This is a genomic window from Actinomadura sp. KC06, from assembly GCF_004348735.1.
Taxonomy (GTDB): Bacteria; Actinomycetota; Actinomycetes; order Streptosporangiales; family Streptosporangiaceae; genus Spirillospora.
In genome coordinates, this window is sequence record NZ_SMKT01000127.1 from 1 (window position 1) to 25,848 (window position 25,848).

Here is a 25,848-nt window from a genome sequence, read left to right on the forward strand (position 1 = left end):
GGACCTGACGGCACCACGCCGCAACTCAGCCGCAGGTGGGTGTCCGGAGTCGGTCAGGGCTAGGGGCGGGACGGGTGAGCTCTCTTGGTGGCGATCCACTACCTATTGGGGGATGGGCATCGGGTTGAGCGTCACCATCAACGAGACCCCCGACGGGCGTCGCATCGTTCACTACGACGGGCAGTCGTATGAGTTGACGTCGTCGTCCGGCGAGGTGATCTGTCCCGCGAGCGACGGGACGGCGCTCCACCACAGCCGGACCTGCGGGCACATGGTCGGATACGAGGACGGCTGGAAGGTCTATGCCGATCCGGACGGGGACCTGTGGCGACGTCTCCTGGAGTCGGCGTCGGCGGACGACGCGCGCGGACGCCAGGCGTTCGCGGAAGGCGCCGGGCTGCGCAACGGGGTGGGACGTCCGGTATCCAAGATCTGCCAGACGTGCTCGCTCGTCCCGCTCACCGGCGTCGGCGGCTTCACCACGCCGGCGAAGCCGCTGTCGAAGGCCCTCTCTGAATTCGACCGCGCCGGAGTTGCGACCGCCCAGGCGGACGCTGAGATCGCCCATGTCGTGCGGGATTTCCCACTGGCCGACTGGCCGACCATGCCGCTGGAGCGGTACGCCCTCGGCACGGACGTCTCCAAAGACTCCTTCTGCTACCGCATGGAATTCGGGACTCCGGGCCTGTGCAGCATGAGAGGCGGACACGCCGGAAAGCACATCATCTTCTGGCGGAAGAAGGAGGGTGTGTGGAGGTACCCCGATGTGTACGTCGATGAACAGGCGGCCTGGGAGGACGTACGGGCGGGCTTTGCCGACGCGTTCGAATTTGTCCGCGAGGGGCGGCTGGCCGACGTCGACGTCATTGACGCGGTGCGGTCGGGGCCGGCGCTGATGGCCAAGGCGATCTCGTGCTATTTCCCCGGTGCGCTTCTCCCGATTACGAGCCGGGATCATGTGCGGGCGTTCATCTTCCATCTGTCCGGGGAGAGCGCGCACCTTGACGCGTTCGCGGCGCACGAACGGCTGAAGCAGATCGTGGACGGCGACGAGCGCTTCGACGGATGGCATCCGTACGAGATCGGAAGGTTCCTGTACGAGTGGGCCGATCCCCGTCCGGCGACCACGACGATCCTCAAGGTCGCGCCCGGGGAGAACGCGATGTATTGGGACGAGTGCCTCGCGGGCGGATACATCTGCATCGGCTGGGAAGACGTCGGCGACCTGACCGAATTCGGCTCGGAGGAGGAGTTCCGCGTCGCATTCGAGGAAGCCTATTTCGCCACGTACAAGGGCAACAGGAGCAAGATCTCGGCCAAGGCCAACGAGTTGTGGCGGTTCTACCAGCTGAAACCGGGCGATCTGGTGGTGGCCAACAAGGGAACCAAGGAGGTTCTCGCGGTCGGGACGGTGACCGGGGAGGGTTACAGATGGCGTGACGAACGCACGGTCTTCCAGCACACCGTCTCCGTGAATTGGGACATCGGATACGGGCAGACCCTGGCCCAACCCCAACAGTCCTGGGGGACGGTCACCGTCGCCAAAGTTTCGGCGGAACTGTGGAAATCTCTGCGGCAGACCGCGCCGATCGGGCGGCCCGAGCGCGAGATCGTCCCGGCGGATCCGCTGTTCTCCCAGCTCGCGGGACTTCTCGCCCGCAAGGGGCAGGTCGTCCTATACGGGCCGCCGGGAACAGGGAAGACCTACACGAGCCTGCGTTTCGCGCTCTGGTGGCTGGCGACTCGGATACCGGAGACGGATCTGGACCCGCACGCCGACTATGGCACCGCCCGCTTCCGGCGCGCGCTGGACGCCCTGCGCGACGGTGGATATCTGACCCAGGTGACGTTCCATCCCGCGTACGGCTACGAGGACTTCATTGAAGGGTTCCGACCGGACGGCGGGGCCGGTGATGGCGGGCTACGCCTCGTCCTGCGGGACGGGATTTTCAAGCAAGTATGCGAGACGGCCGCGGCGAACCCGGAACGGCCCCATTTGCTGCTGATCGACGAGATCAACCGCGGCGACATCCCGAAGATTCTCGGGGAGTTGATCACGCTGCTGGAACCGGATAAGCGGGGGATGTCCGTCACGCTGCCGACCGGGAGGCGCTTCGCCGTTCCGTCCAACGTCCACATCCTCGGGACGATGAACACGGCGGACCGCAGCATCCGGCTCCTGGACTCCGCGCTTCGGCGCCGCTTCGCATTCCATGAGCTGCTCCCCGACACCGATGTCCTCGACGGGCAGAAGGTCGGAGACGTGAATCTCGGCTACCTGCTGAGGGAACTCAACCGCCGCGTCGTCAAAGAGCTGGGACGGGAACGGCAGATCGGGCACTCGTTCTTCATGCCGGGCGGGGAGCCGGTCGACGGCGAGGCCGAGCTGGCGGCCATCATCCGTACCGAGGTGCTGCCGTTGCTCCAGGAGTATGCCTACGACGACTATTCGATGCTTTCCCGGTTCCTCGGCCAGGAGATCGTGGACGTGCAGGCCCACACCGTCGCCGGGCTGAGCGATGAACGGCTCGTCGAGGCTTTGTCCTCGGAACTCCAGGCGAACGCGGGCGAATAGTGAGAACGGTCGTCGTCGCCGAATACCAGAGGTGCCGGGCGAAAGACCTCACACCAAGCCCCGCGGACATCGCCATCACGGAGTCGGACGAGCTGGCCGGCCGGATCACGCTGCGCTGGCTCCGGGACGGAGCGCTGGAGATCGAGGCGGGATCCCATGTCGGGGTGGTCGATCTCGACTGCGTGTCCGTTCACGTCCGGCCGAAGCTCGCCGGGCCCGAGCTCGGGGTGCTGGAGATGATCGACTACGCCGCCGGGCTGCGTTCCCTGCGCGAGCTTCCGCTGCTGAGGCGGCTCGCCGCCGGGTTGAGCCTGCGCGATCTCGTGTGCCTGCTGCTGACGCGGGAGTGCGACCGGCTGCTCCGGCACGGGCTGCGGCGCGACTATCTGCGGCGGGAGGACGCGCTTCCCGTCGTCCGGGGGCGCCTGCTGGCGGAGCGGCAGGTTACGCGGCAGTACGGGATGCTGGACAAACTGGAGTGCCGGTACGACGAGCGAAGCGCCGACATTCTCGACAACCAGATGTGCGGGGCGGCGCTCCATCTCGCCGCCCGGACGGCTAAAGACCCGGAAGTGCGCGCGACGGCGCGACGGCTCGCCGCCGACTTCTCCAGCGTGTGCGCCGTCGGCGGTTTCGATGTTCGGTCGGCGGCGGAGCGTCTCACCTACCATCGGGCCAACGAGCATTACCGCGACGCGCATCGGTGGGCCCGCATGCTGCTGGAAGGGTCGTCCTTTACGGACAGGCACACGAGACGCACCAAGACCACCCACGCCTTCATGGTCGATATGAACCTCCTCTTCGAGGATTTCGTCACGCGACTCCTGCGGGACGCATTCAGCGGATCCAATATCGCCGTGCGGGAGCAGGAAAGCCTGTCCGGAGCGATCAGGGGCGAGGGAGGCCGGTCGTACACCGAGATCCGGCCGGACGTCCAGCTTGTCCAAGGGCATGGGGCGAACGCCCGCCGCTGCTCCGTCGACGCCAAATACAAGCTCTACGCGGATAAGAACGTCGCGTCGTCCGACCTGTTTCAGAGTTTCGTGTACGCGCAGGCGGCCGGGGGCTCGGACGAGAACGAGACACCGGCCGCCTTCATCGTCTACGCGAGTGAACGCAACGTCCCGCCCAGAACGGTCACGCTCCACCGAGGAGACGGAAATCCTGCCGCCCAGGTGACCTATGTGGCGGTCAACGTCCCGGAAATACTCCGATCCGAGGCGGCGCGGGAGACGCTTTTCGGCGCGTTGCGCAATCTCATGATGCCGCCGGGCGGTCAGGGAACGACGTTGATGGTGAGGGCGTCCACCGTGTAGGTGCCGGGGGCGGGACGGACGGCTTCGGCGATCGCGCGGGTGACGGCGTCCGGGAGGGTGATCTCCAAGGCCTGGTCGGTCTCGGTGTGGGCGAACGCCGGGCCCGGGAGGAGGACGACGGGCGTGCCCGGGCCGCGGAGGATCAGCGGGTTGCCGTGCGGAACGCGGGCCGGCAGGACGCGGGTGAGCTGGGGGATGTGCTGGGCGCCTATCTCTAGCGTGACGCCGTCGGACGTGTCCGCGTCCAGCTGGTGGAAGAAGAGGAAGCCGGTGCCGGAGCCGTCGCGCCGTGAGCCTTCGCGGACCGTCGACTCGACGTCCGGGACGTCCGCCAGGGAGGAACGGTCCAGGTCGGTGAGCAGGACGGGCAGGTGCGGCGCGAGGGCGTCGATGAGGCCCTCGACGTTCCAGGACTGGGCCGCGTGGAGCTCATCGGTGGTGATGCCGATGAACTGGAGGAACGCGACCTCGCCCAGGGACGTGTCCGCGCGGCCGAGTTCCGGGTCCAGGACGAGGGCGCCCGCGCGGATCGCCGACTCGGGGCGGTCCGGGTCGATGGGGTTCGGGAACTCGATGTAGTGGCCCGGCTTGAAGTCGTTGCCGCTCTTGGACACGTACGACGCGAGGTTCTCCAGCTGGGCCATCGCCCAGTTCGGCGGGTTCGGCTCGTCCGGGAGGCGGGGCACGCGGAGCGTGAACTCGTAGCCGCGCTCCTCGTATGGGGCGGTCAGCGCGTAGCCGATGAGGTGCCAGTGCGGGACGGGCTCGTCGCGAGGGTAGATCGCGATGGTGTTGGTGACGAACTGTCCCATGGGGATGGGGCTGCCCATCGGACGGTAGGGCATCGGCGCGTCCCATTCGAGGCGCTGGGCGTCCCCGTAGCGCGCCTTCAGCACGCCGTCGATCGCGTTCCACCCGTGGACGTTCAGCATCGGAGTCCCCTCATTGATGACCTTGCCCCATACCGACGCCCCGAACGCGATCAAGGTTCGCCCCAAAGCCGCAACGCGGCGTGTCCCTCAGAGGTCGCGCAGGATGCGGGTCAAGACCTCCGCGGTGCCGTCGGGCCGCGACGCGGCGGCTCCGACGTTGTCCATCGCGCACTTGTAGAGCTCGACGTCGGCCGGCCTGTCCAGGAACGTCGCGCCCGCCAGCTGCTCCAGATACACCACGTCCGGCAGGCTCTGGTCGGCGAACCGCAGGATCGTGAACGAACCTGCCGTCGGGTACAGACCCGCGTCGCGCGGCAGGACCTGCAGGCTGAACCCGGGCTGCCCGGACACTTCGATCAAGTGCTCGATCTGGCCTCGCATCACCGCCCGGCTACCGATAGGGCGGTAGAAGATGACCTCATCCAGGACGGCCCATACCCTCGGCCATTCCGCTCCGGCCGAACGCCTCCCCGAGGCGATCCGCCGCTGCCGGATCGCGCGGACCTGAAGGCGCTGCTCGACCTCCTCTTCGGAGGGACGTGGATAACCGCACCGGGTCACCGCGCGCGCGTAATCCTCGGTCTGCAACAGCCCAGGGACGAGCTGCACCTCATAGGTCCGCAGCAGAGAGGCCGCCTCCTCCATGCCGAGATACACCTCGAACCAGCCCGGCAGCACGTCGCCGTACCGCTGCCACCAGTTGGGAACCTTGGCTCGTCTGGCCAGTTCCAGAAGCGAAGCCCGTTCGTCGGGGTCACTGATCCCGTACAGGGTGAGCAGATCGGAGACGTCACGTTCCTTGAAGCTGACCCGGCCGAGTTCCATCCGGCTGATCTTCGAGTGCGAAGCGCGGATCTCGTAGCCCGCCTTCTCAGTGGAGATCCCCCGGGCCTCACGCAGCGAACGCAGTCGTGTGCCGAGCATCAGGCGCAGCTCTCTCGGCCCACCAGGTGGATACGGGTTGGCCGGATGACCAGAGCCGTCCGCGGTGGGCGTCGCCTCGCGGTCATCGGATGCCGGAAGGAGCCGGTCGCAGACGATGGCCCAGCGCCGGAGATCGGCCACGGTGCCACCGCACAGTTCCACTATGCGCAGGACATCCTCCGCGCGGGGCGACCGCGTCCCCTTCAGGTACTCGGAGCCGTAGAAATTCGGCAGAACCGTTCCGGCCCCCCGGTCCGCTTCGTCCCACGAGCGTTTCACGAGCTGGCGCAGGCTCAGCCCCGCCTGGCGGCGCAGTTCGTCGAGCATGCTCATCAGCTCGGGCAACGTCCCTGCCCGCCCCGGATCCACCGGGACAGCACCGGCGCCTGAGGTGCGCGTGGAACCGCGGGACGGTGACCTCCCGCCGTCCTCATCAGCGCCCCTATCCGCGAGTTGGTCGGCCGTGTCGCACCATCGGCTCCTCCACTCGTCCAGGTCGCCGTTACAGGCGGTGACGTACGCCTGGGTGACCTCCCAGTTCGGAAACCGGCGTCCCGCGGCGGCCTCGGACAGCGTTGTGTGCCCGTAATGGCAGCGGTTTGCCATTGCCCGGTAGGTCGGCGTGCCGGCATCGGCACGGAGCCGGCGCAACTCCATTGCGAACGCCGGGATGGGACCGCTTTTCGGGTCCAAGGAATTCTCTGGTCTCGGCACCTGAACCCCCGTATCAGAAACGGCTCCGGGGGCGAGCCCGGCGCTTCACTGCCCCGCCGGCGGCGTGGCGGACGGACGGCGGCGTCCCCGCAGGACGACCAGGTCAACGGCGACCGACGCGCAATAGACGGCAACGAAGACCCGATACGGGTCGAAAACTCGCAGCACAAGAAGGATGATCACGGCGACGAGCAGGACTGCGATCACTGACCGACAGGTGTTGTCCCAGGGAATACGCAGGGGGAATGGGCGCATCGTTGCGCTGCCTTTCAGGCTCCGTTGTGGCTCGGGCGGTGTGAACGAACACAGGGCCGAGGACTTGCCTCTCGCAGTTGCCGCCGCGAAAGGCCCGGCCCGAGTCTCGTCCGTATCATCGTGGCGCACGAACCTCGGCGGCGGGAGGTCTTCCGCCCGATGCATTGTTCGAAGATGCTCGTGCAGCCGCACGAACAGGCACAGGCGAAGCGAACTCGGAACAACTACGGAACCCGGATGGCCCCGTAATCGCACAGGTCAGCGAGCCTTCTTGCGATAGCTTGCCCGGACGGAAGGTCACCCGGCCGTCGCAGGGCTTGCCGGACGGCGGCTCCACTGACTTACCTTGAGATGCGCTTCGGCACATTGAACGACTCACGTCTGTGCCACATGACCCAATCGATGCGTCCGTCTGATGGCTCGGGCGGGACCGATTGGCAGAGGGGTCTCCCGTTGCCGCGGGAGGCCCCTCAACTTAGAGGCCTGACGCCGTCACCCCGCCACGTGCTGCTCGCGGCCGCAGGCGGCGAAGGCAAGGACGCCATGGCCCCGGACGCGGATGTGCGGGCCGAGCGCGGACGGGTCGACCGAGGCGCGGGCCGCGGACGTGGTCGAAGGCACTCGGGGAAGCCGTCGGTCAGGACGGGTCGTAGGCGAGGTTGGGGGCCAGCCAGCGCTCGGTTTCGGGGACGGAGAGGCCGGAGCGGGCGGCGTAGTCCTCGATCTGGTCCTTGCCGACGCGTCCGACGGTGAAGTAGCGGGACGACGGGTGCGCGAAGATCAGGCCGCTGACGCTGGCGGCCGGGGTCATCGCGAACGACTCGGTGAGCTTCATGCCGAGGCGGTTGGCGTCCAGCAGGTCGAACAGGGTCTCCTTCAGGCTGTGGTCGGGGCTCGCCGGGTAGCCGAGGGCGGGGCGGATGCCGCGGAAGCGCTCGGCGTGGAGGTCTTCCAGGGCCGGGTCGGCGCCGGGCTCGAACCAGGCGCGGCGGGCCTCCAGGTGGATGTACTCGGCGAACGCCTCGGCGAGCCGGTCGGCCAGGGCCTTCACCATGATGGCCTTGTAGTCGTCGTTCTCTTCCTCGTACTTGGCGGCGAGGTCTTCGGCGCCGAGGATCGTCACGGCGAAGCCGCCCAGATGGTCGGTGAAGGGGTGGTCGCCGGACGGGGCGATGTAGTCGGCGAGGCAGCGGTTGGGGCGGCCCGCCGGCTTGGCGGTCTGCTGGCGGAGCATCGGGAAGCGGGCCTGCGGCAGGACGATGTCGTCGCCGTCGGAGTGCGCGGGCCAGAACCCGTAGGCGCCGTGGGCCTCGAACGACCTGTCGGCGACGATCTGGTCGAGCAGCTCGTTGCCCTCGTCGAACAGCTCGCGGGCGACGGGCTGGTCGAGGATCGCCGGGTACTTGCCCTTCAGCTCCCACGCGAGGAAGAAGAACTGCCAGTCGATCATCTCGCGGAGCGCCGCCAGGTCGGGCTGGACGACCCGGACGCCCGTGAAGTCGGGGGTCGGCAGGTCGGTGAAGTCGACCCGCTCGGGGTTCGCGCGCGCCTTCTCGATGGTGAGGAGCGGGGTGCGCTGCTTGTTCTCGTGCAGCTCGCGGAGCCTGGCCTGCTCGGCGCGGTTGGCGGCGTCGAGCGTCTCGGCGCGGCCCTCGTCGAGGAGGTCGGAGACGACGCCGACGACGCGGGACGCGTCCAGGACGTGGACCGTCGTCGCGTCGTAGGCGGGCGCGATCTTCACGGCGGTGTGCTGCCGGGACGTCGTCGCCCCGCCGATCAGCAGCGGCAGGCGCAGGCCGCGGCGCTCCATCTCGGACGCGACGGACACCATCTCGTCCAGCGACGGGGTGATCAGGCCGGACAGGCCGACGGCGTCGGCGTTCTCCGCGACGGCCGTGTCGAGGATCTTGGCGGCGGGGACCATGACGCCGAGGTCGACCACGTCGTAGTTGTTGCAGCCGAGGACGACGCCGACGATGTTCTTGCCGATGTCGTGCACGTCGCCCTTGACGGTCGCGAGGACGATCTTGCCCTGGCCGCGGTCGGAGGTGATCCGCCCGGCGAGGCGGGCCTCCTCCTTCTCCGCCTCCATGAACGGTTCCAGGTAGGCGACCGACCGCTTCATCACGCGGGCGCTCTTGACCACCTGCGGGAGGAACATCTTGCCGGAGCCGAACAGGTCGCCGACGATCTTCATGCCGTCCATCAGCGGGCCCTCGATGACGTCGAGGGGGCGGGCGGCCTGCGCGCGGGCCTCCTCGGTGTCGTCCTCGATGAAGTCGATGATGCCGTGGACGAGGGCGTGCGAGAGGCGGTCGGCGACGGGCGCGTCCCGCCAGGACAGGTCGATCTCGCGCTTGGTGCCCTTGCCCTTGACGTTCTCGGCGAACGAGACGAGCCGGTCGGTCGCGTCGGGACGCCGGTCGAACAGCACGTCCTCGACCAGTTCGAGCAGGTCGGCGGGGATGTCCTCGTAGACGGCGAGCTGCCCGGCGTTGACGATGCCCATGTCGAGCCCGGCGCGGACGGCGTGGAGCAGGAACGCCGAGTGCATCGCCTCGCGGACGACGTCGTTGCCGCGGAAGGAGAACGACAGGTTGGAGATGCCGCCGCTGGTGCGGACGCCGGGGCAGCGCTCCTTGATGAGGGGCAGCGCGTCGATGAACGCCTTCGCGTAGCCGTTGTGCTCGGAGATGCCGGTCGCGACGGCGAGGACGTTCGGGTCGAAGATGATGTCCTCGGCGGGGAAACCTGCCTGCTGGGTGAGGAGGTCGTAGGCGCGCCCGCAGATCTCGACCTTGCGCTCGGTCGTGTCGGCCTGGCCCTGCTCGTCGAACGCCATGACGACGACCCCGGCGCCGAAGTCGCGGATGCGGCGGGCCTGCTCCAGGAACGGGCCCTCGCCCTCCTTCAGGCTGATCGAGTTGACGACGCCCTTGCCCTGGACGGTCTTCAGCCCGGCCTCCAGCACGCTCCACCGCGAGCTGTCCACCATGATCGGGATGCGGGCCACCTCGGGCTCGGTCGCGATCAGGTTCAGGAACGTCGTCATCTCCCGCTCGCTGTCGAGCAGGTCGGCGTCCATGTTGACGTCGAGGAGGTTCGCGCCGCCGCGGACCTGTTCGAGCGCCACGTCCACCGCGGCCTGGTGGTCGCCCGCCTCGATCAGCTTGCGGAACCGCTTGGAGCCGGTCACGTTGGTGCGCTCGCCGATCATGACGAAGCCGGTGTCCGCGCCGATCTCGAACGGCTCTAGGCCGCTGAAGCGGGGCGCGCGGCCGGGCCGCACCGGCTCGCGGGGCGCCTTCTCCCGGACGGCCTCGGCGATGCGGGCGATGTGGTCCGGGCCCGTCCCGCAGCAGCCGCCGACCGCGTTGACCAGGCCGGACGCCGCGAACTCCGCGAGCTTGCGGCTCGTCTCGTCCGGGGTCTCGTCATAGCCGCCGAACGCGTTCGGCAGGCCCGCGTTCGGATAGGACGCGACGTAGGTACCGGCGACCCTGGCCAGATCCTCCAGGTTCGGGCGCATCTCGTCGGCGCCCAGCGAGCAGTTCAGCCCGACGACGGTGGGCTCGGCATGCTCGACGGAGCGCCAGAACGCCTCGACGGTCTGGCCGGACAACGTCCGCCCGCTCAGGTCGACGATCGTCACCGAGATCCACAGCGGCAGGTGCGGGGCGACCTCGCGGGCGGCGGCGATCGCGGCCTTCGCGTTCAGCGTGTCGAAGATCGTCTCGATGAGGAGGATGTCGACGCCGCCCTCGGCGAGCCCGCCGATCTGCTCGGCGTAGGTGTCCTTGACCTGGTCGAACGTGACCTTGCGGTAGGCCGGGTCGTCGACGCGGGGCGAGAGGGAGAGGGTGACGTTCAGCGGGCCGACGGACCCGGCGACGAGGCGTCCGCCCGCCTCGTCGGCGGCCTGGCGGGCCAGGCGCGCGCCCTGGACGTTCATGTCGCGGACGAGGCCCTCCAGGCCGTAGTCGGCCTGGGCGATGCTCGTCGCGGTGAACGTGTTCGTCGTGGTGATGTCGGCGCCGGCGTCGAGGTACTGCCGGTGGACGTCCAGGATCACGTCCGGGCGGGTCAGGTTCAGCAGGTCGGGGTCGCCGGTGACGTCCTTCGGATGGTCGCCGCCGATGAGGTCGCCGCGGTAGTCGTCCGGCCCGAGGCCCGCGCCCTGGAGCATCGTGCCCCACGCGCCGTCGAGGACGGCGATCCGCTGGTCCAGAAGCTCGCGAAGTTTGTTCTCGGTCATTTCCAAGCACCTCCCAGTTCTCGTGGGAGGCGCCCTTGTCGATCCGGAAGACGGGGCCGAGCGTGGCGGGCAGTGCCCGTTGCAGCGCCTCTCGGCTCCCCCATCGAGGTTACAGGCCCTCGGTCCGTTGTGTCAGGCGCGTCCCATATCGATCATTCGCGCCGGGGGCCGGACGCCGCGTCAGGGACGCCATTCCTCCTGGTAGGCGGGATGCGCGGCGTATGGGAGGGCGAGCAGGCGCAGCACGGACTCGCGGGCGGCGTGGGCGGCCTCGGCCTCCGGGGTCCGGTGGCCCTGGGCGAGGATCCAGCTCTCCTTCTCGTAGACGTCGATGATCTGGCGTGCGGCGGCCACCTGGCGCAGCGTCCGGGACGGGTCGTGGCGGGCGATGTGCTCGGCGTACGCCTCGTTCTCCGCCGTCGCCACGAAGGCGGGCCCGCCTTCGTCCTCGGCGGTGGCGGTGTTGACCGTCCCGGACGGCGCGGCCTTCCAGGGGGCGCCCGCGCACGCCTGGGCGATCTGCTCGTCCCTGGCCAGGCGGTCGCGGAGGAACTCCACTAAGTCCATGGGGCCATCCTGCCCGCTGCTGAGCCGGATGGCCCCATGCCGGTTCCGGAGATTGGAATCAGCAATCGCCGTCAGCGGACTTGCCCGCGAACCTGTCGGCGAGGAACCTCATCGCTTCCGGCTCGCTCCAGATCATGCCGGTGACGTGCTCGGCGACCGTGTAAGACCGCCACGTCACGTTCGCGCCCTTCGCGCACCATGCCTTGTGCAGGGTGTGGGCCTGCTTGAACGGGATGATCTCGTCGAAGACGGCCTGCGTCTGGAGCACCGGGACGTCCGGGGCCGTCGCGCCGAGCTTGTTCTCGTCCAGGCGCCGCTGCCACTGCGGGGTGTCCAGCGGGTTGGTGGTCGTGTAGTCGCTGATCTTCCTGAACGCGGTCGTGATCAGCGTGGAGGCTCCGTCGAAGCTGGCCAGGCACATGTCCTGCGCCTTCGCCAGCAGTTCGCGGCCCCGGTCGTTGAGGTACTTGTCCAGGTCGAGCTCGGGGTAGGCGGTGTCGTAGCCGACCGCCGCCATGAACATCAGCGCGACGAACGGGGACCCGTCCAGGCTCGCGGCGACGGCGCGCAGGTCCGCCGGGACGCCGCCCGCGAAGACGCCTTTGAGCCGGAGTTCCGGCGCGTAGGACCGCGCGAGCTGCGCCGCCCAGCCCGCGGACGTCCCGCCCTGCGAGTAGCCCCAGAGCGCGACCGGGCCGCCGCCGCCGAGGCCCGCGTCCAGCAGCCGCTGCGCCGCCCGCGCCATGTTCAGGACGGCCTTGCCCTGCGAGCCGCCGACCTCGTAGGTGTGCTGTCCGGGCGTGCCCAGGCCCTCCATGTCGGTGACCGCGACGGCCCAGCCGCGTCTGAGCGCGTCGGCGATGAACAGCTCCTCGTAGTCCAGGCCCTGGGCGAGGGTGCGGGACGGGGCGCACGCGTCGCCGAGGCCCCGCGTCCCGACGGCGTAGGAGACGAGGGGACGCTCGCCGCCGCCCGTCCACGCCTTCTCCGGGACGAGGACGGTGCCCGAAACGGCGACGGGTTCGCCCTGGACCGTCTCCGACCTGTAGAGGACCTGCCACGACTTGACGCCGGGATACGGCGTCTTGCCGATCGGGTCGAGGGTGAAGACGGACGGCCGTGACCTGATGACATCGCCTGGCTTGCCGTCCGGGAGGGGGGTGGGCGGCTTGTAGAAGGGATCGTCAGCGGGAGGCGCGGTCGCCCGCGGGCCGGCGGTGGCGGTGGCGGTGGCCTGGAGTGCCGTCGCCACCATGACGATGGCGACGCAGAGCGCCAGCACCGCGCGCAGAACACGGCGGACTGTGATGGACGGTGTGACGGGCATGTCCGTGACCCTTCGTCGTCCCCCATACCGTCCGAGTGACGGCGATCCGACCGTACGACAATTGGACTTTGAATCCAATGAAGGCCGGAACACAACGCCGGCGGCTGTTTTATCTGCTTCTGACAAACAGGAGCCTTCACGGGGCCGTCCGGCCTTTCCAGGCGCCGCCTTTGCCGGTGCGGTGCCTGCGGGCCGAGTCGATGGTCATGGCCGCGTACATGAGGGCCACGAGGGGCAGGGCCGGGGCGCGCAGGGGTGACAGGCCGTAGAAGCGGAGCATGGGGGTGTAGGTGGCCGCCATGATCGTCCAGGCGAGGAGGCCGGTCGCGGTGGTGAGCGTGGTGGCGAGCGCGGCGGTGGGCGTGCCGAGGGCCAGGCCGATCAGGCCCGCCAGGGTCGCGGCGGGCGGGACCGCGTACATCAGGAGCAGGGTCAGGACGGTGCCCGCCAGCAGGACCGGCGAGTAGCGGAGCTGGTGGTACGCGCTGCGGGCGACCATCGTCCACAGGTCGGACAGGCGGGGATAGGGGCGGCGGCTGACGACGTCGCGGCCCAGGTCGAGGCGGCATCGTCCGCCGGCGCGCTTGATGAGGCGTCCGAGCGCCACGTCGTCGATCAGCGCGTTCTTGATGGCCGCGAGCCCGCCCGCCCGCGCGAGGGCGGCGCGGCGGACGAGCATGCAACCGCCTGCCGCGGCGGCGGTGCGCGTTCCGTCTCGGGTGACGCGGCGGAACGGGTAGAGCTGTGCGAAGAAATACACGAAGGCGGGGACGAGCGCGCGTTCCCAGCCCGTGCGGGTGCTGAGCGTCGCCATCCGCGAAACGAGAGTGCGCTCTTCGGACATGGCGGTGCGGACGAGTTTCGTCACTGTTCCGGGCGCGTAGGCGATGTCGGCGTCGGTGAACAGAAGGAATTCGGGTTCGCCCGCCGCCCGGACGCCTTCCGACATCGCCCAGACCTTGCCCGCCCAGCCCTCGGGACGGTCCTTCGCGCGCACGACGCGGAAATTCGTCCGATCGCCCGCGAGGCGTTCCGCGGTCTCGGCAGTGCCGTCGCTGCTACCGTCATCGACCAGAACCACGGTGAAATCGCCCTGGTAGTGCTGTTCCAGCAGGGTCGGCAGAGTTTCCGGGAGCACGGCCGCCTCGTCGCGGGCCGGGACGACGGCCACCACGTCCGGCCATTCGGGCGGGTCCGTGCCGGGCGGCGGGAGCGGGCCCGTCTTCCAGAAACCGCCGTGGCCGAGGGCCAGGTACAGCCATCCCACCAGCGCGGCCAGTGCCAGAACGCCCAGGACCACCACGTCCGGCAGCCTCGCACCGGATCGCGGCGCGCGTCCAACATGCGCGACGTGGCGTGGCGGACGCGCTCAGCGCGGGAGAATCGGCCCATGAGCACTGACCCGGACCTCAAGGAGGTTCTCTGGAAGGCCGCCGACAAGCTGCGGGGTTCCGTGGACGCGGCGCATTACCGGGATTTCGTGCTGGGGCTCGTGTTCCTCAAGTATGTGTCCGACTCGTCGGGCGAGGGCGCCTTCCGGGTGCCGCGCGGGGCGCGGTGGACGGACATCGCCGCGCAGGCCCATTCGAGGACGATCGGCAGCGCGATCGACGCGGCCATGGACGCTGTCATGCGCGCCAATCCCCCGCTGGCCGGGGTCCTTCCGAAGCTTTTCGGACGGGATGAGGTCGACCAGCGCCGCCTCGGCGAACTGGTCGGACTGATCGGCGATGTGCGATTCAGTGGGGGGCAGGGTGGGAAATCCGCGCGGGATGTGCTCGGTGAGGTCTACGAATACTTTCTGGAGAAGTTCGCGCGGGCCGAGGGGAAGCGCGGCGGGGAGTTTTATACGCCGTCGAGTGTGGTGAAGGTTCTGGTCGAGATCCTGGAGCCGTTCAAAGGGCGCGTGTACGACCCCTGCTGCGGTTCGGGCGGCATGTTCGTGCAGGCGGAGAAGTTCGTCCTCAGCCATCGGGGACGGCTGGACGACATCGCCGTCCACGGGCAGGAGGCCAACGAGCGGACGTGGCGGCTGGCGAAGATGAACCTGGCCGTCCACGGGATCTCCGGAGACCTTTCCGCGCGGTGGGCCGACACCTTTTACGAGGACGCGCATCCGGAACTCCAGGCCGATCATGTGCTCGCCAATCCGCCGTTCAACATGTCGGACTGGTACCGGGACCCCGGCGACCCGCGCTGGCGCTTCGGAGTTCCGCCCGCGACGAACGCCAATTTCGCCTGGATACAGCACATCGTCGCCAAACTCGGCCCTGCGGGCAATGCGGGCGTGGTGATGGCGAACGGGTCGATGTCGTCCAGGCAGACGGCCGAGCGCGGCATTCGCGCCGCGATGGTGGAGGACGATCTTGTGTCGTGCATCGTCGCGTTGCCGGGCCAGCTTTTCCGGAGCACGCCCATTCCGGCGTGCCTCTGGTTCCTCGACAAGGGAAAGGCCACGCGAAACCAGGTTCTGTTCATCGACGCACGCGGCATGGGCACGATGATCGACCGCACCGAGCGCGTCTTCACCAGCGCCGACATCGCCAGGATCGCCGGTACGTACCGTTCCTGGCGGGACGGCTCGTACTCAGACGTACCGGGGTTCTGCTACGCCGCCGGGCTGGACGAGATCCGCTCTCATGACCACGTCCTCACTCCGGGACGCTATGTCGGGACGGCCAAGGCGACCGCGGGCGACGAGCCCCTTACCGACAGGGTCGAGCGCCTCACCAAGGAGTTGTTCGCGCAGTTCGAGGAGTCGGCACGGCTCGACCAAGTCGTCCGCTCCGAACTGGGCCGCCTGGACGGTCTCGTGGACGGACGCCTGGATGAGTGACGGGCACGTGAGACTGGGCGAGCTCGTCACGTTCTCGAATGGAAAGTCACACGCCACCGGCCAGGGCACGGCCTACGAGACCTACGGCGCCAATGGCGTCATCGGCGCGTCCGACCGTTTCAACGCCGAAGCCCACGCCACCATTGTCGGACGGGTCGGGTCGTACTGCGGCGCCGTCCATTACAGCCGGGACCGCTGCTGGGTCACCGACAACGCCATCATCGCCACGGCGAAGGACGGCGTGAACCCGCGCTACGTCTACTACCTGCTCAAAAGGCTCGACCTGAACCGGTACCGGATCGGCTCCGGCCAGCCGCTGCTGACGCAGGGCATTCTGAGTCGGCTCGCCGTCGCCCGGATGACCCGCGCGGAGCAGGATTCGGCGGCGTCCGTCCTCACCGCCCTCGACGACAAGATCGCCGCGAACGGCCGCATCGCGGCGACGGCGGACGAACTCGTCCGCGCCCGGTACGAGGAACTGGCCGCCGCGGCGACGGCGACGATCCGGATAGAGCGCCTCGGCTCGCTGGTCCGGGCGAACATCCCGCCCGAACGGATACCCCGGGACGCGAACTACATCGCCCTCGAACACATGCCGAAACGCCACATGTGGCTAACGTCGTGGACGGATTCGTCCAACGTGATCAGTGCGAAGCGACGATTCGCGCCCGGCGATGTGCTCTTCGGAAAGCTCCGCCCCTATTTCCACAAGGCCGGTCTCGCGTTCGTCGGCGGCATCGCCTCGACCGACATTCTCATCGTCCGTCCGAAGCAGGACGTCCACCGGGGCTGGCTCCTCGCGGCGCTGTCGAGCGACGACGTCGTGGCGCACGCGTCCGCGGTCGGCGACGGCACGAGAATGCCGCGCGCGAAATGGCCGGACCTCGCCGCCCATGAAGTCCCCTGGCCGGACGCCCACGCGCGCGGATTCAACGAGTTCGTCAAACCCCTGGCCAGGCGAGTGGAAGCCGCCGCGGCCGAGAACAGGACGCTGGCATGCCTGCGCGACACGCTTCTGCCCCGGCTCATTCCTTAATGAAATCGTGATCAGCGGCCGGCGGTCGCCCGGCCTGCCGACGCCCGTCCGCCGCCGCGTGCCGGAACCGGGACGGATGGTGAGTATTCGCAGCGTGCGGCAAGGCCCTTGCATGCGCGCAAGAGCCGGTGACCGGCCCGTGTGCGGTACGTCAGAGTGTGTGTTGTTTCACTTCCACGTCCACTTCTTCCACAGGCCGAAGAACACATGTTCGCATACAGCCCGACACGGAGACGTGAAGCCAACGCCGCCATGAACGCATCTGACGCGTGGTCAGGGACGCCTGTGCTCGTCCCGGCGCCCGCACCTTCGCTGGAACTCGGAATCCCGTCCGCCTGGAACAACGGCAAGTCCTGCGGGCGGCTCATCGGCGAGATCGACCTCGCCGCCACCCCGGCCGCCGTGCGGCTCGCGAGGTCCTACGTCAGGGAACTCGTCGGGCAGCATTTCGGCGCCGACCGGTCCGAGCTCGGCGACCTGGAACTGCTCACCAGCGAGGCCATGACCAATTCGGTGCTGCACGCGAGGCCGCGCCCGGACGGGACGATCACGCTGTCCGTCATGCATCTCGACCGGTACGTCCGCGTCGAGGTGACCGACGGCGGCGCCGCGCCCGGCCAGCCGCGTGCGCCCAAGGAGCCCCTGCCGGTGCACGGGCGGGGACTCCTTCTCATGAAGGCGCTCGCCACCGATTTCGGCACCCACCGGAGCAAGAACGGGGCGACGTTCTGGTTCGGAGTGGGCGTCCGGGAAGGGTGGCGACTGCCGTGACGCTGGGGCCGGCGCCGAGCCTGACCGAACGGTCAGCGCCCGGTCCGCGGGAGGACGAGGCGGACGCCCGCGGGCCGCTGCTCAACGCGTCGGCCCCCGGCGTCGCCCGTCCGGACGACTCCCGTCCGAACGGCACCCATCCGTACGGCATCCGTCCGTACGGCACCGACCTCGGCGGCGAGGGCACCTACGCCGCCGGCCGGGAACCCGCCGAAGGGGCGCTGCGCAGGTGCTCGAACGCGGGCCGGCTCGTCCAGGCGAACAGGGGCTTCCTGGACCACGCCGCCGCGCCGCGCGCCCAGCACACCGGGCTGCGGCGGTTCCCGGACCTTGGTTGCGGGCTCCCCGCGCCCGCCAACCTCGGCAACACCGTCAACGCCATCGACACCGCCAACCCAGACCACACCGCCGACCCAGTCAAAACCGCTGACCTCGACGACACCGCCAGGCACGGCGGTACCGCGCGGACGGAGTGACCGCCCGCCATGCTCTCCGTCGTCGATGACAGAACGAACACAACCGCCGTCACCTCGCGCGCCATGTCCGGCGCTTCGGTACGATCGAAGCACCAACAAGTGCCACATCTAGGGCGAGCGATGACCGCGGACGGCGAGCCGAAGTCACTCTCCGAGATCACCAAGGACATGGGCCTCAACATGTCCGACGTCGCGGCCTTCTCCGGGCTCGACGAGAGCACTGTGTTCCGCCTGTGGGACAACGTCGAATGGCTCGACCGGGTGAGCGGACGGTCCCTGCAGAGCCTGATGTCGTCCATCCCGGGAATCGCCGAATACTCGATGTCACACGCCGTCCACAAAAGACGCGACATCCTCATCGGCGACCTGCACGACGTGGGGCTCTCCGTCGACCTGTCCGCGCTGGAGAACTCGCCCGTCCCGCAGCAGCATCTGCTGAACGCGCTCGAGGCGGCGCTGTGCATCGTCCGCGGCGAGCCGACGCAGAAGACGTCGTCCTTCATCGCCCGATTCTGGGGGAACGAGCCGGACCGCGCCCTCGAGCTCATCTATTCCGACGCGCCGGGACGGGGAATCCTGCACGACCCGCAGATCCTCCGGGACTCCTCGGTCGATCTGGCCCCCCGCCTGCATCGCAAGACGTACTCCTTCCATTCCATCCTGGCGGTCAACGTCATCGCGCACCAGGTCAGCAAGGTGACCGACGCGATCGAGGCCGATCTCGGCTCCAACGTCCCGGCCCGGCAGAGCGCGTTCATGACGCGCGGCGTCGTCATGGGAATCCTGATCAACTCCGACGACGTCGAACTCGCGGAGCGGTACCGCAGGGAGCTGGAGACGACGCCGTTGTACACGGCGCTGGAGGAATGGGCATTCCCGACCTACGCCCGGGACAGCCGTCTGAGCAGTGATTTCACCCTGCCGAGCTCCCTGTCGCTGCGCAATACGGCCACCGAGGTGTTACGCGAGATCGCGGTGTACAACGACGCCTACTTCTACTACCTGGTGTCGACGTACATCCCGCTCGCGCTGAAACGCGACCCGGCGTTCGGGGGCAAGATCGTCGAGCTGATCCAGGCATTGGAACTGCGCGGGGTCGATTGCCGGGACCGAAGGATCAGGCAGACGTGCAACGCGCTGGTTCGGCAGCTCAAGGGCATCGTCTGAACCAGCTTCTGGAGAATGGGGAGCCGGTGGAGGACACGGCGCAGGCCATCGCGAATCTGACGCAGGAACGATGGGAGGCCAACGCGGAGTACTGGGTCAAGGTCATCAGGGAGCGCCGCGACCGGTACCGGACGGAGTTGACCGACGCCGCCGTCCTCGACGCCATCGGCCCCGCCGGGGGGCTGCGCGTCCTGGACGCGGGCTGCGGCGAGGGGTACCTCTCCCGCACGCTGGCCGCCGGCGGCGCGGACGTCGACGGCATCGACGCCTGCCAGAGCCTGGTCGACGCGGCGGCCTCGCACCCGTCGCCGGAGGGGGCGGCCAGGTTCACCTACGCCAGCGTCGACGACCTGCCCTTCGAGGACGGGACGTTCGACCTGGTCGTCTGCAACCACCTGTTCAGCCACCTGCCGGACCCGACCGACGCGCTCCGCGAGATCGCCCGGGTCCTGAAGAGCGGCGGGCGGCTGATCCTGCTGACCCTGCACCCCTGCTTCTATGTGGAGCACTCCGAGCGGGGGGCCACGGCCAGCATCCCGGCGGCGCAGTACTTCGCGTCCCGCGGCATCGACCAGCGCTTCCTGGTGGACGGGCTCGAATCACCCTCGATGGTGACATCGTGGCTCAGGCCACTGGAGTTCTATGCTGGAACGCTCCGAGACTCCGGATTCGTCATCGCCGACCTGCGCGAACCGCACCCGTCGGAAGAGCAGATGCGCGACGACCCGTGGTGGCGCAGGGGCTTCCCGACGGCGATGTTCATCCTCCTCATCGCGGAACTCCGCTAGCCGCTGGCCGCCAGACGGCGGGGCGGCGGGCGGCGGGGGGCCGGGCGTAGAGTCGGCCGCATGGACGATGTGCCACCGGACCTGGCCGGGCATCCGGACAGGCTCCGGTGGAACGCCAAATACGCCAAACACGGGGACGCTCCGCCGCTGACGGCCGTCCATCCGCTGGCGGAGCGGGCGCTGTCGCTCGATCTGCCGGACGGCGGGGTCCTGGATCTGGCGTCCGGGCCGTCCGGCAGCGCCCTGCACGCCGCCGAGGCCGGCCGGGCCGTCACGGCCGTCGACGTCTCCGAGATCGCGCTCGGACGGCTCGGCGCCGAGGCGTCGCGCCGCGGGCTCGGCTCGCTGATCACGCTCGTCCAGGCGGACCTCGGCGCATGGCGGCCGCAGGGCCCTGGCTACGCGCTCGTGCTGTGCACCGGTTTCTGGGACCGCGCCGTGTTCGACCGCGCGGCCCGGGCCGTCCTGGACGGCGGCGCGCTGGTCTGGGAGGCGTTCACCGAGGACGCGCGGCGCGACCGGCCCGGCTTGCCGGCCGAATGGTGCCTGGCCGCCGGAGAGCCCGCCTCACTCCTCCCCCGCGGCTTTACCGTCCTCCAGCAGGACGACGTCCCGGGCAGCGGCAAACGCCGCCTCCTAGCCCGCTCCGGCGGCTAGTCGAGATCCACGACGACGGGAGCATGGTCGGACGGCCCCTTCCCCTTCCGCGCCTCCCGGTCGACGTAGGCGGAGCGGACACGCCCGGCGACGCCCTCGCTGGCATAGAAAAGGTCGATCCGCATCCCCATGTTCTTGTGGAACATTCCAGCCCGGTAATCCCAATACGTATAGGGATGAGGGCCTTTCATGGGGGTCGGGACCACGTCGTGGAGGCCCAGGGCCCGGAGCTCGGCGAGCACCTGGCGTTCGGGCGGGGTGACGTGCGTGGAGCCGATGAACACGGCCGGGTCCCAGACGTCCTCGTCCGTGGGGGCCACGTTGTAGTCGCCGCACGCGACCAGCGGCGTCCCGGCGGCCAGTTCGGCGGCCAGCGCCTCGCGGAGCGCCGCGAACCACGCGAGCTTGTAGACGTAGTGGGCGGAGTCGGGCGTCCGGCCGTTCGGCGCGTACAGGGACCAGACCCGGACGCCGCCGCACGTGGCGCCGATCGCGCGGGCCTCCGGCGTCAGCAGGACGGGCTCGGTCAGCTTGGTCTGCGGGTCGCCGGTGTCGCCCTCGTACACCGGTTCGCCGGGGAAGCTGTTGGAGACGTCCTCGATGCCGACCTTGGAGAGGACGGCCACGCCGTTCCACCGGCCGTCGCCGTGCGCCGCCGTGGCGTAGCCGAGCTCCTCGACCTCGGCGGCCGGGAACTGGTCGGCGCGGCATTTGGTCTCCTGGAGGCAGACGACGTCCGGCGCGGCCTCCTCCAGCCAGGCGAGGAGGCGGGGCAGGCGGGCCTTGACGGAGTTGACGTTCCACGTCGCGAGGCGCATCCTCCCAGCCTGCCATCCCGCGGTGGCGAACGGGCGTGAGCGTTAGGGGCGGAGGGGTATGCTTGCGGTCCCCCCGCCCTAGGCGCACGGCCCTTCGGGGGCCGGGTGACCGGTAGATTGCGAGTCGGCCCCGTCCCTGTCACGCGGCGCCCTTCCAGGCCGCATGACCGGTACATTGCGGGTCGGCCCGTCCCGGTCGCTCGGCGCCACGCGAGGCCGCGTGACCGATAGATTGCGGGTTGGCCCGTCCCGGTCGCCGGGGGCCTTACCGAGGCTCCCGTGACCGGTAGATTGCGGGTCGGCCTATTTTGCGCGGTTTTCACGCTGTGCTTAGACCGACCCTGGAAGGGTGGTCACTTCCGTGATGTCGTCGAACCCGGAGCGAGTGAGGAATCATGTCCGAGGATGACAAGCCCGGGGGCAAGCCGGCGATCAAGGCGAAGGCGAAGATCCCGAACGCCAAGAACATCCGGAGCCCGGAATTCACCCCGCACGGCATCAGCGCCGGGCGTGGCAGCGGGCTCAACCGTCCGTCCGCGCCGTCCGCGCTGACCGCCAAGCAGGCGCGCAAGCGGCGGACCCTGATGATCGCGGGTCTGGTGGTGGTCGCGCTGGCGATCTCCGGCGGCGTCGTGTGGTGGGTGAACCGGCCCGGGCCCGAGATCGAGGTGACCGGGAAGTTCGCGGCCGAGCCGAAGGTCAAGATCCCCACCGATCTCGCGCCGGAGGGCAAGCGCAAGGCGACCGTCCCGATCCGGGGCACCGGTCCCAAGATCGCCAACGGTGACGCGCTGTACGTCCAGTACACCTTCTACCAGTGGTCCAAGGACAAGGACGAAGAGGACAGCTCCAAGAAGAGCACGAGCAAGCAGCTCGGGTCGTCCTACAAGCAGGAGGCGCAGGGCCAGCCGACGCGCCCGCTCGTCGTCGGCAAGAGCGGCATCAAGGGCTTCGACCAGGGCATGGTCGGCCAGACGGCCGGCAGCCGGGTCGTCCTGCAGATCCCGCCGTCCGAGGGCTTCGGCAAGGACGGCGCGCAGCTCGGGCTCAGCGGCAGCGACTGGGTCGTCTTCGTCGTGGACGTGCAGGCCGTCGTCCCCAAGAATCCCGCCCCGCAGGGGACGAAGAAGGAGCTCAACGACAAGAAGCTGCCGAAGGTCGAGGACCAGGGGGCCGGCAAGGCGCCCAAGGTCACGATCCCCAAGGGCGAGGACGCGCCGAAGAAGCTCGAGGTGAAGACCCTCGTCGAGGGCACAGGCCCGGCGCTCGCCAAGGGCGACGAGGCGGTCGTCAACTACCAGGGCAAGATCTGGGACACCGGCAAGGAGTTCGACTCCAGCTGGGGCCAGGGCGGCTCGCCCGCCAAGTTCCCGATCGGCACCGGCGGCACCGTCCCGGGCTTCGACAAGGGCCTCACCGGCGCGAAGATCGGCAGCCGCCTGCTGCTGATCCTGCCGCCGGCCGAGGGCTACGGCAAGAAGGGCAGCCCGCCGAACATCAAGGGCGACGACACCCTGGTGTTCGTCGTGGACATCATCGCCAAGATCCAGAAGTGACGCGGGCGCGGCACGGCCGCCTCACTTGATCGAAGCGAACCGGGGGGCGGCCCCCACAGAGAACAGGTTGTGAGCGAGGGGCGGGACCAGGCCGGGTCCCGCCCCTCGGCGTTTCCAGAAAGTTCACGGTGCGGCATCCGCCCACGACAACCGGGGAGGCGCATTACCCGTCCTCCTATTGGGAACACGGGACTGTGCATTGGGCGGCCCATCCCATCGATCCCCTCAGGTATCGTCGGTAACGCATTATTCACGGGGGGCTTGTGAGCGACGGCAGAAAGGGTCCGGAGCGCGAGGAGCGCACCGGGCCGGGCGAGGCGGACCTGCACGACGCCGCGTACTCGACGCAGCAGGTGGCGCCGCCGGCCGGCGGGGACGGTCCGACGACCGCCACGCTGACCGTGCACACCGGAGAATCCGCCCAAGACACGGAATTCGCCCGCGAGGACGACATATCTCAGAACGGCGACAAGAGCGACGGCGAGGCCGTCCCGCCCGCGGACGGGACGGAATCTCCAGCCGCCGATAACACCGACGACACCGATAAGACCGCGACCGACGCGGCCCAGTCCGAGACCGAGACCGAGACCGCTGACGACATGACCGCGCCCGACGCGGCCGAAACCGCGACCGCCGGCGACATGACCACGGTCGACAGCGACGTGACCGCGGTCGACGCGGCGGCGGGGCCGCGGGGTGTAGCCGGAGACGCGGCGGACGAACTGGCGGGGGCCGGTGTGCGGGACGCGACCGGGGCGGTGGGTGTCGAAGAGCCCGGGAGCGGTGATACCAAGACCATGCCCGCCGTCGCATCGTCCAAGCAGGGAGGACCGCCCGGGCGCGGGCGGGGGCCGGGAGGCGGCGGCGACGGCAAGGGGCCGCGCAAACCCCGGAGCCGCCGGTCGCGCTACCTGCGGCGGGTCCTGTTCGTCCTACTCGGGCTCATCGGGTTCTGCATCGCCGCGTTCGGCGTCGCCTACCTGTTCACGCCGGTCCCGTCGCCGCAGGAGCAGGCGATCGCGCAGGGGCCGACGTTCTACTACTCCGACGGCAAGACGCAGATCGCGAAGACCGGCGTCAACCGCGACGCGGTCAAGCTCGACCGGATCCCGAAGAGCACCCGCGACGCGGTGATCGCCGCGGAGAACCGCGGCTTCTACGACGACCCCGGCGTGTCCGTCTCGGGCACGACGCGGGCGCTGTGGTCCACGGTGAGCGGACGGCAGCTCCAGGGCGGGTCGACGATCACGCAGCAGATGGTCCGGAACTACTACGGCGGCATCGGCAAGGAGGTCTCCGTCACCCGCAAGCTCAAGGAGGTGATGGTGTCGCTGAAGGTCGGCCGGGAGAAGTCCAAGGACTGGATCCTGGAGCAGTATCTCAACACCATCTACTTCGGCCGCGACGCGTACGGGGTGCAGGCCGCCGCCAAGGCCTACTACGGCAAGGACGTCTCGGAGCTGACCCCCGCCGAGGGCGCGTACCTGGCCGCCGCGATCCAGCAACCCAGCAACTTCGCCGACCCGTCCGGGGCGCAGCGCGTCCACGCCGAGCAGCGCTGGCGGTCCGTCCTCGACAACATGGTGCGGGACGGGGCGCTCAATCCCGCCGAGGCGATGTCGATGAAGTTCCCGGTGCCGCAGAAGGCGCACATCACCGACGTCCTCAAGGGCCAGCGCGGCTACATGGTCAACGTGGCCAAGAAGGAGCTCATCGAGCGCCGCGGCTACAGCGAGGACGAGATCAACCGCAGCGGGTTGAAGATCACCACGACGTTCGACAAGCGGCTGATGGACGCGCTGCGGCGGTCGGTGAACCAGAACACCCCCGAGGGGATGAACAAGAAGATCCGGACGGGCGCCGTGTCGGTCGACCCGGCCACCGGGCAGGTCCTCGCGTTCTACGGCGGCCGCGGCTACTTGGAGGAGGCGCTGAGCAGCTCCTTCGGCGACTGGGCGCAGGCCGGGTCCGGGTTCAAGCCGATCGCGCTGGCCGCCGCGCTGGAGGACGGGAAGTCCCTCAACTCCACCTACGACGGAAGCTCCCCGCAGTACTTCGCCGGCGACCCCGTCAAGAACAACGGCAACCAGAGCTTCGGGACGGTGAACCTCGTCACCGCCACCCAGCGCTCCGTCAACACCGCGTACGTGAACCTCGGCAGGGACATCGGCAACAAGAAGATCGTCGAGATGGCCGAGAAGATGGGCATCCCCGCGTCGCAGATGAAGCCGGAGCAGCGGGCCGCCGCGACGCTCCCGCTCGGCATCGTGTCGCTGCATCCCGTCCAGCAGGCGGGCGTGTACGCGACGTTCGCGGCCGAGGGCGTGCACCGGGAGCCGTTCGTGGTGAAGTCCGTCACCGACAACGAGGACCACAAGCGCACGTTCACCGAGAAGGGCGAGCGGGCGCTCAGCCAGCAGAACGCGCGGGACGCCACGTACGCGATGCAGCAGGTCGTCCGCGGCGGCACCGGGACGGGCGCGCAGCTGCCCGACGGCCGCGACGTCGCCGGCAAGACCGGCACGACCGACGAGGGCCGCGCGATCTGGTTCAACGGCTTCATCCCGCAGATGGCGACGTCCGTGGCGATGTTCCGCAGCGACGGCAAACCGCTGAACATCCCGGGGTACGGCGCGTTCGGCGGGCAGCTGCCCGCGCAGATCTGGCGGACGTACATGAGCGACGCCGTGAACATCAAGAGCTATGAGCCGGAGTCGTTCGGGTCGCCGTCGAGCCGTCCGGGCGGCGGCTGGACCGGCCCGCCGGACGGTCTCAACCCCGGCGGGACGCAGCCGCCGGACACGGGCGGCCCGTCCGAGCCCCCGCCGCCCACCGACGAGCCGGACTTCCCGGCTCCGCCCACCGACCTGCCGACCAT

20 protein-coding genes and 1 riboswitch are annotated in these 25,848 nt (G+C 69.2%); of the genes, 11 read left to right on the forward strand and 9 right to left on the reverse strand.

What is annotated here, in order from left to right:
* Nucleotides 1–112 precede the first annotated feature (112 nt).
* Nucleotides 113–2,575, forward strand: coding sequence for an AAA family ATPase (locus E1287_RS31100; RefSeq protein ID WP_131968838.1), 2,463 nt, complete (start codon nt 113–115; stop codon nt 2,573–2,575).
* Nucleotides 2,575–3,891, forward strand: coding sequence for a hypothetical protein (locus E1287_RS31105; RefSeq protein ID WP_165969265.1), 1,317 nt, complete (start codon nt 2,575–2,577; stop codon nt 3,889–3,891). The genes E1287_RS31100 and E1287_RS31105 overlap by 1 nt, the downstream gene beginning before the upstream one ends.
* On the opposite strand, the gene E1287_RS31110 is transcribed toward E1287_RS31105, so the two are convergent.
* The 8 genes from E1287_RS31110 to E1287_RS31135 all read right to left on the reverse strand — a co-directional run bounded on the left by E1287_RS31110 (nt 3,852) and on the right by E1287_RS31135 (nt 14,168).
* Complete coding sequence (locus E1287_RS31110; protein ID WP_131968840.1) at nt 3,852–4,823, reverse strand: suppressor of fused domain protein; 972 nt, start codon at nt 4,821–4,823, stop codon at nt 3,852–3,854. The genes E1287_RS31105 and E1287_RS31110 overlap by 40 nt on opposite strands.
* An 87-nt stretch (nt 4,824–4,910) precedes the next feature.
* A complete protein-coding gene (locus E1287_RS45015) occupies nt 4,911–6,080 on the reverse strand; it encodes a Scr1 family TA system antitoxin-like transcriptional regulator (protein ID WP_243719556.1) in 1,170 nt (389 codons plus the stop codon).
* A 426-nt stretch (nt 6,081–6,506) separates the two neighbouring features.
* Nucleotides 6,507–6,668 (reverse strand): hypothetical protein, encoded by a 162-nt coding sequence (locus E1287_RS44055; protein ID WP_165969266.1) that lies wholly within the window; start codon nt 6,666–6,668, stop codon nt 6,507–6,509.
* A 540-nt stretch (nt 6,669–7,208) separates the two neighbouring features.
* The gene (locus E1287_RS46435) at nt 7,209–7,337 is read right to left on the reverse strand and encodes a hypothetical protein (protein ID WP_279507609.1); all 129 of its coding nucleotides are present in this window, start codon (nt 7,335–7,337) and stop codon (nt 7,209–7,211) included.
* A gap of 16 nt (nt 7,338–7,353) precedes the next feature.
* Nucleotides 7,354–10,971 (reverse strand): methionine synthase, encoded by a 3,618-nt coding sequence (gene metH / locus E1287_RS31120; RefSeq protein WP_131968842.1) that lies wholly within the window; start codon nt 10,969–10,971, stop codon nt 7,354–7,356.
* A gap of 20 nt (nt 10,972–10,991) precedes the next feature.
* Nucleotides 10,992–11,070: riboswitch (S-adenosyl-L-homocysteine riboswitch) on the reverse strand.
* A gap of 81 nt (nt 11,071–11,151) precedes the next feature.
* Nucleotides 11,152–11,538, reverse strand: coding sequence for a DUF6221 family protein (locus E1287_RS44060; RefSeq protein WP_165969267.1), 387 nt, complete (start codon nt 11,536–11,538; stop codon nt 11,152–11,154).
* Nucleotides 11,539–11,596: 58 nt separating this feature from the next.
* A complete protein-coding gene (locus E1287_RS31130; protein ID WP_131968843.1) occupies nt 11,597–12,865 on the reverse strand; it encodes a lipase family protein in 1,269 nt (422 codons plus the stop codon).
* A gap of 136 nt (nt 12,866–13,001) precedes the next feature.
* Nucleotides 13,002–14,168, reverse strand: coding sequence for a glycosyltransferase (locus tag E1287_RS31135; RefSeq protein WP_243719557.1), 1,167 nt, complete (start codon nt 14,166–14,168; stop codon nt 13,002–13,004).
* An 87-nt stretch (nt 14,169–14,255) separates the two neighbouring features.
* Here E1287_RS31135 and E1287_RS31140 point away from each other — a divergent pair, with 87 nt between their 5' ends.
* The 7 genes from E1287_RS31140 (at nt 14,256) to E1287_RS31170 (ending at nt 20,596) form a co-directional block, all read left to right on the forward strand.
* Nucleotides 14,256–15,701: a class I SAM-dependent DNA methyltransferase gene (locus E1287_RS31140; RefSeq protein WP_131968844.1), complete on the forward strand. Its 1,446-nt coding sequence runs from the start codon at nt 14,256–14,258 to the stop codon at nt 15,699–15,701.
* A complete protein-coding gene (locus tag E1287_RS31145; RefSeq protein ID WP_131968845.1) occupies nt 15,694–16,737 on the forward strand; it encodes a restriction endonuclease subunit S in 1,044 nt (347 codons plus the stop codon). The genes E1287_RS31140 and E1287_RS31145 overlap by 8 nt, the downstream gene beginning before the upstream one ends.
* 252 nt (nt 16,738–16,989) lie before the next feature.
* Entirely contained in the window at nt 16,990–17,508 is a 519-nt protein-coding gene (locus E1287_RS31150) for an ATP-binding protein (RefSeq protein ID WP_165969268.1), read from the forward strand.
* Nucleotides 17,505–17,984, forward strand: a complete 480-nt coding sequence (locus tag E1287_RS31155) for an SAM-dependent methyltransferase (protein ID WP_165969269.1) — start codon at nt 17,505–17,507, stop codon at nt 17,982–17,984. The genes E1287_RS31150 and E1287_RS31155 overlap by 4 nt, the downstream gene beginning before the upstream one ends.
* A 120-nt stretch (nt 17,985–18,104) precedes the next feature.
* Nucleotides 18,105–19,151: a hypothetical protein gene (locus E1287_RS31160; protein WP_131968847.1), complete on the forward strand. Its 1,047-nt coding sequence runs from the start codon at nt 18,105–18,107 to the stop codon at nt 19,149–19,151.
* 26 nt (nt 19,152–19,177) lie between these two features.
* Nucleotides 19,178–19,939 (forward strand): class I SAM-dependent methyltransferase, encoded by a 762-nt coding sequence (locus E1287_RS31165; RefSeq protein ID WP_165969270.1) that lies wholly within the window; start codon nt 19,178–19,180, stop codon nt 19,937–19,939.
* A 60-nt stretch (nt 19,940–19,999) separates the two neighbouring features.
* A complete protein-coding gene (locus E1287_RS31170; protein ID WP_131968849.1) occupies nt 20,000–20,596 on the forward strand; it encodes a class I SAM-dependent methyltransferase in 597 nt (198 codons plus the stop codon).
* Here the strand turns inward: E1287_RS31170 and E1287_RS31175 are convergent.
* Nucleotides 20,593–21,414: an exodeoxyribonuclease III gene (locus E1287_RS31175; RefSeq protein WP_131968850.1), complete on the reverse strand. Its 822-nt coding sequence runs from the start codon at nt 21,412–21,414 to the stop codon at nt 20,593–20,595. The genes E1287_RS31170 and E1287_RS31175 overlap by 4 nt on opposite strands.
* A gap of 395 nt (nt 21,415–21,809) precedes the next feature.
* On the opposite strand from E1287_RS31175, the gene E1287_RS31180 reads away from it, so the two are divergent.
* Both E1287_RS31180 and E1287_RS31185 read left to right on the forward strand, forming a co-directional pair.
* Nucleotides 21,810–22,970 (forward strand): FKBP-type peptidyl-prolyl cis-trans isomerase, encoded by a 1,161-nt coding sequence (locus E1287_RS31180; RefSeq protein WP_131968851.1) that lies wholly within the window; start codon nt 21,810–21,812, stop codon nt 22,968–22,970.
* A 263-nt stretch (nt 22,971–23,233) separates the two neighbouring features.
* Nucleotides 23,234–25,848, forward strand: a 2,615-nt coding sequence (locus E1287_RS31185; protein ID WP_131968852.1) for a transglycosylase domain-containing protein, incomplete at its 3' end; no start/stop codon positions are given.

What these genes read in the sequence shown, in the direction of transcription:
- E1287_RS31110 (WP_131968840.1), bottom strand. Translation starts at nt 4,823, where the DNA reads ATGCTGAACGTCCACGGGTGGAACGCGATCGACGGCGTGCTGAAGGCG.
- E1287_RS31145 (WP_131968845.1), top strand. Translation starts at nt 15,694, where the DNA reads ATGAGTGACGGGCACGTGAGACTGGGCGAGCTCGTCACGTTCTCGAAT.
- E1287_RS31150 (WP_165969268.1), top strand. Translation starts at nt 16,990, where the DNA reads ATGAACGCATCTGACGCGTGGTCAGGGACGCCTGTGCTCGTCCCGGCG.
- E1287_RS31140 (WP_131968844.1), top strand. Translation starts at nt 14,256, where the DNA reads ATGAGCACTGACCCGGACCTCAAGGAGGTTCTCTGGAAGGCCGCCGAC.
- E1287_RS31130 (WP_131968843.1), bottom strand. Translation starts at nt 12,865, where the DNA reads ATGCCCGTCACACCGTCCATCACAGTCCGCCGTGTTCTGCGCGCGGTG.
- E1287_RS45015 (WP_243719556.1), bottom strand. Translation starts at nt 6,080, where the DNA reads ATGAGCATGCTCGACGAACTGCGCCGCCAGGCGGGGCTGAGCCTGCGC.
- E1287_RS44060 (WP_165969267.1), bottom strand. Translation starts at nt 11,538, where the DNA reads ATGGACTTAGTGGAGTTCCTCCGCGACCGCCTGGCCAGGGACGAGCAG.
- E1287_RS31160 (WP_131968847.1), top strand. Translation starts at nt 18,105, where the DNA reads ATGACCGCGGACGGCGAGCCGAAGTCACTCTCCGAGATCACCAAGGAC.
- metH (WP_131968842.1), bottom strand. Translation starts at nt 10,971, where the DNA reads ATGACCGAGAACAAACTTCGCGAGCTTCTGGACCAGCGGATCGCCGTC.
- E1287_RS31180 (WP_131968851.1), top strand. Translation starts at nt 21,810, where the DNA reads ATGTCCGAGGATGACAAGCCCGGGGGCAAGCCGGCGATCAAGGCGAAG.
- E1287_RS31170 (WP_131968849.1), top strand. Translation starts at nt 20,000, where the DNA reads ATGGACGATGTGCCACCGGACCTGGCCGGGCATCCGGACAGGCTCCGG.
- E1287_RS31175 (WP_131968850.1), bottom strand. Translation starts at nt 21,414, where the DNA reads ATGCGCCTCGCGACGTGGAACGTCAACTCCGTCAAGGCCCGCCTGCCC.
- E1287_RS31100 (WP_131968838.1), top strand. Translation starts at nt 113, where the DNA reads ATGGGCATCGGGTTGAGCGTCACCATCAACGAGACCCCCGACGGGCGT.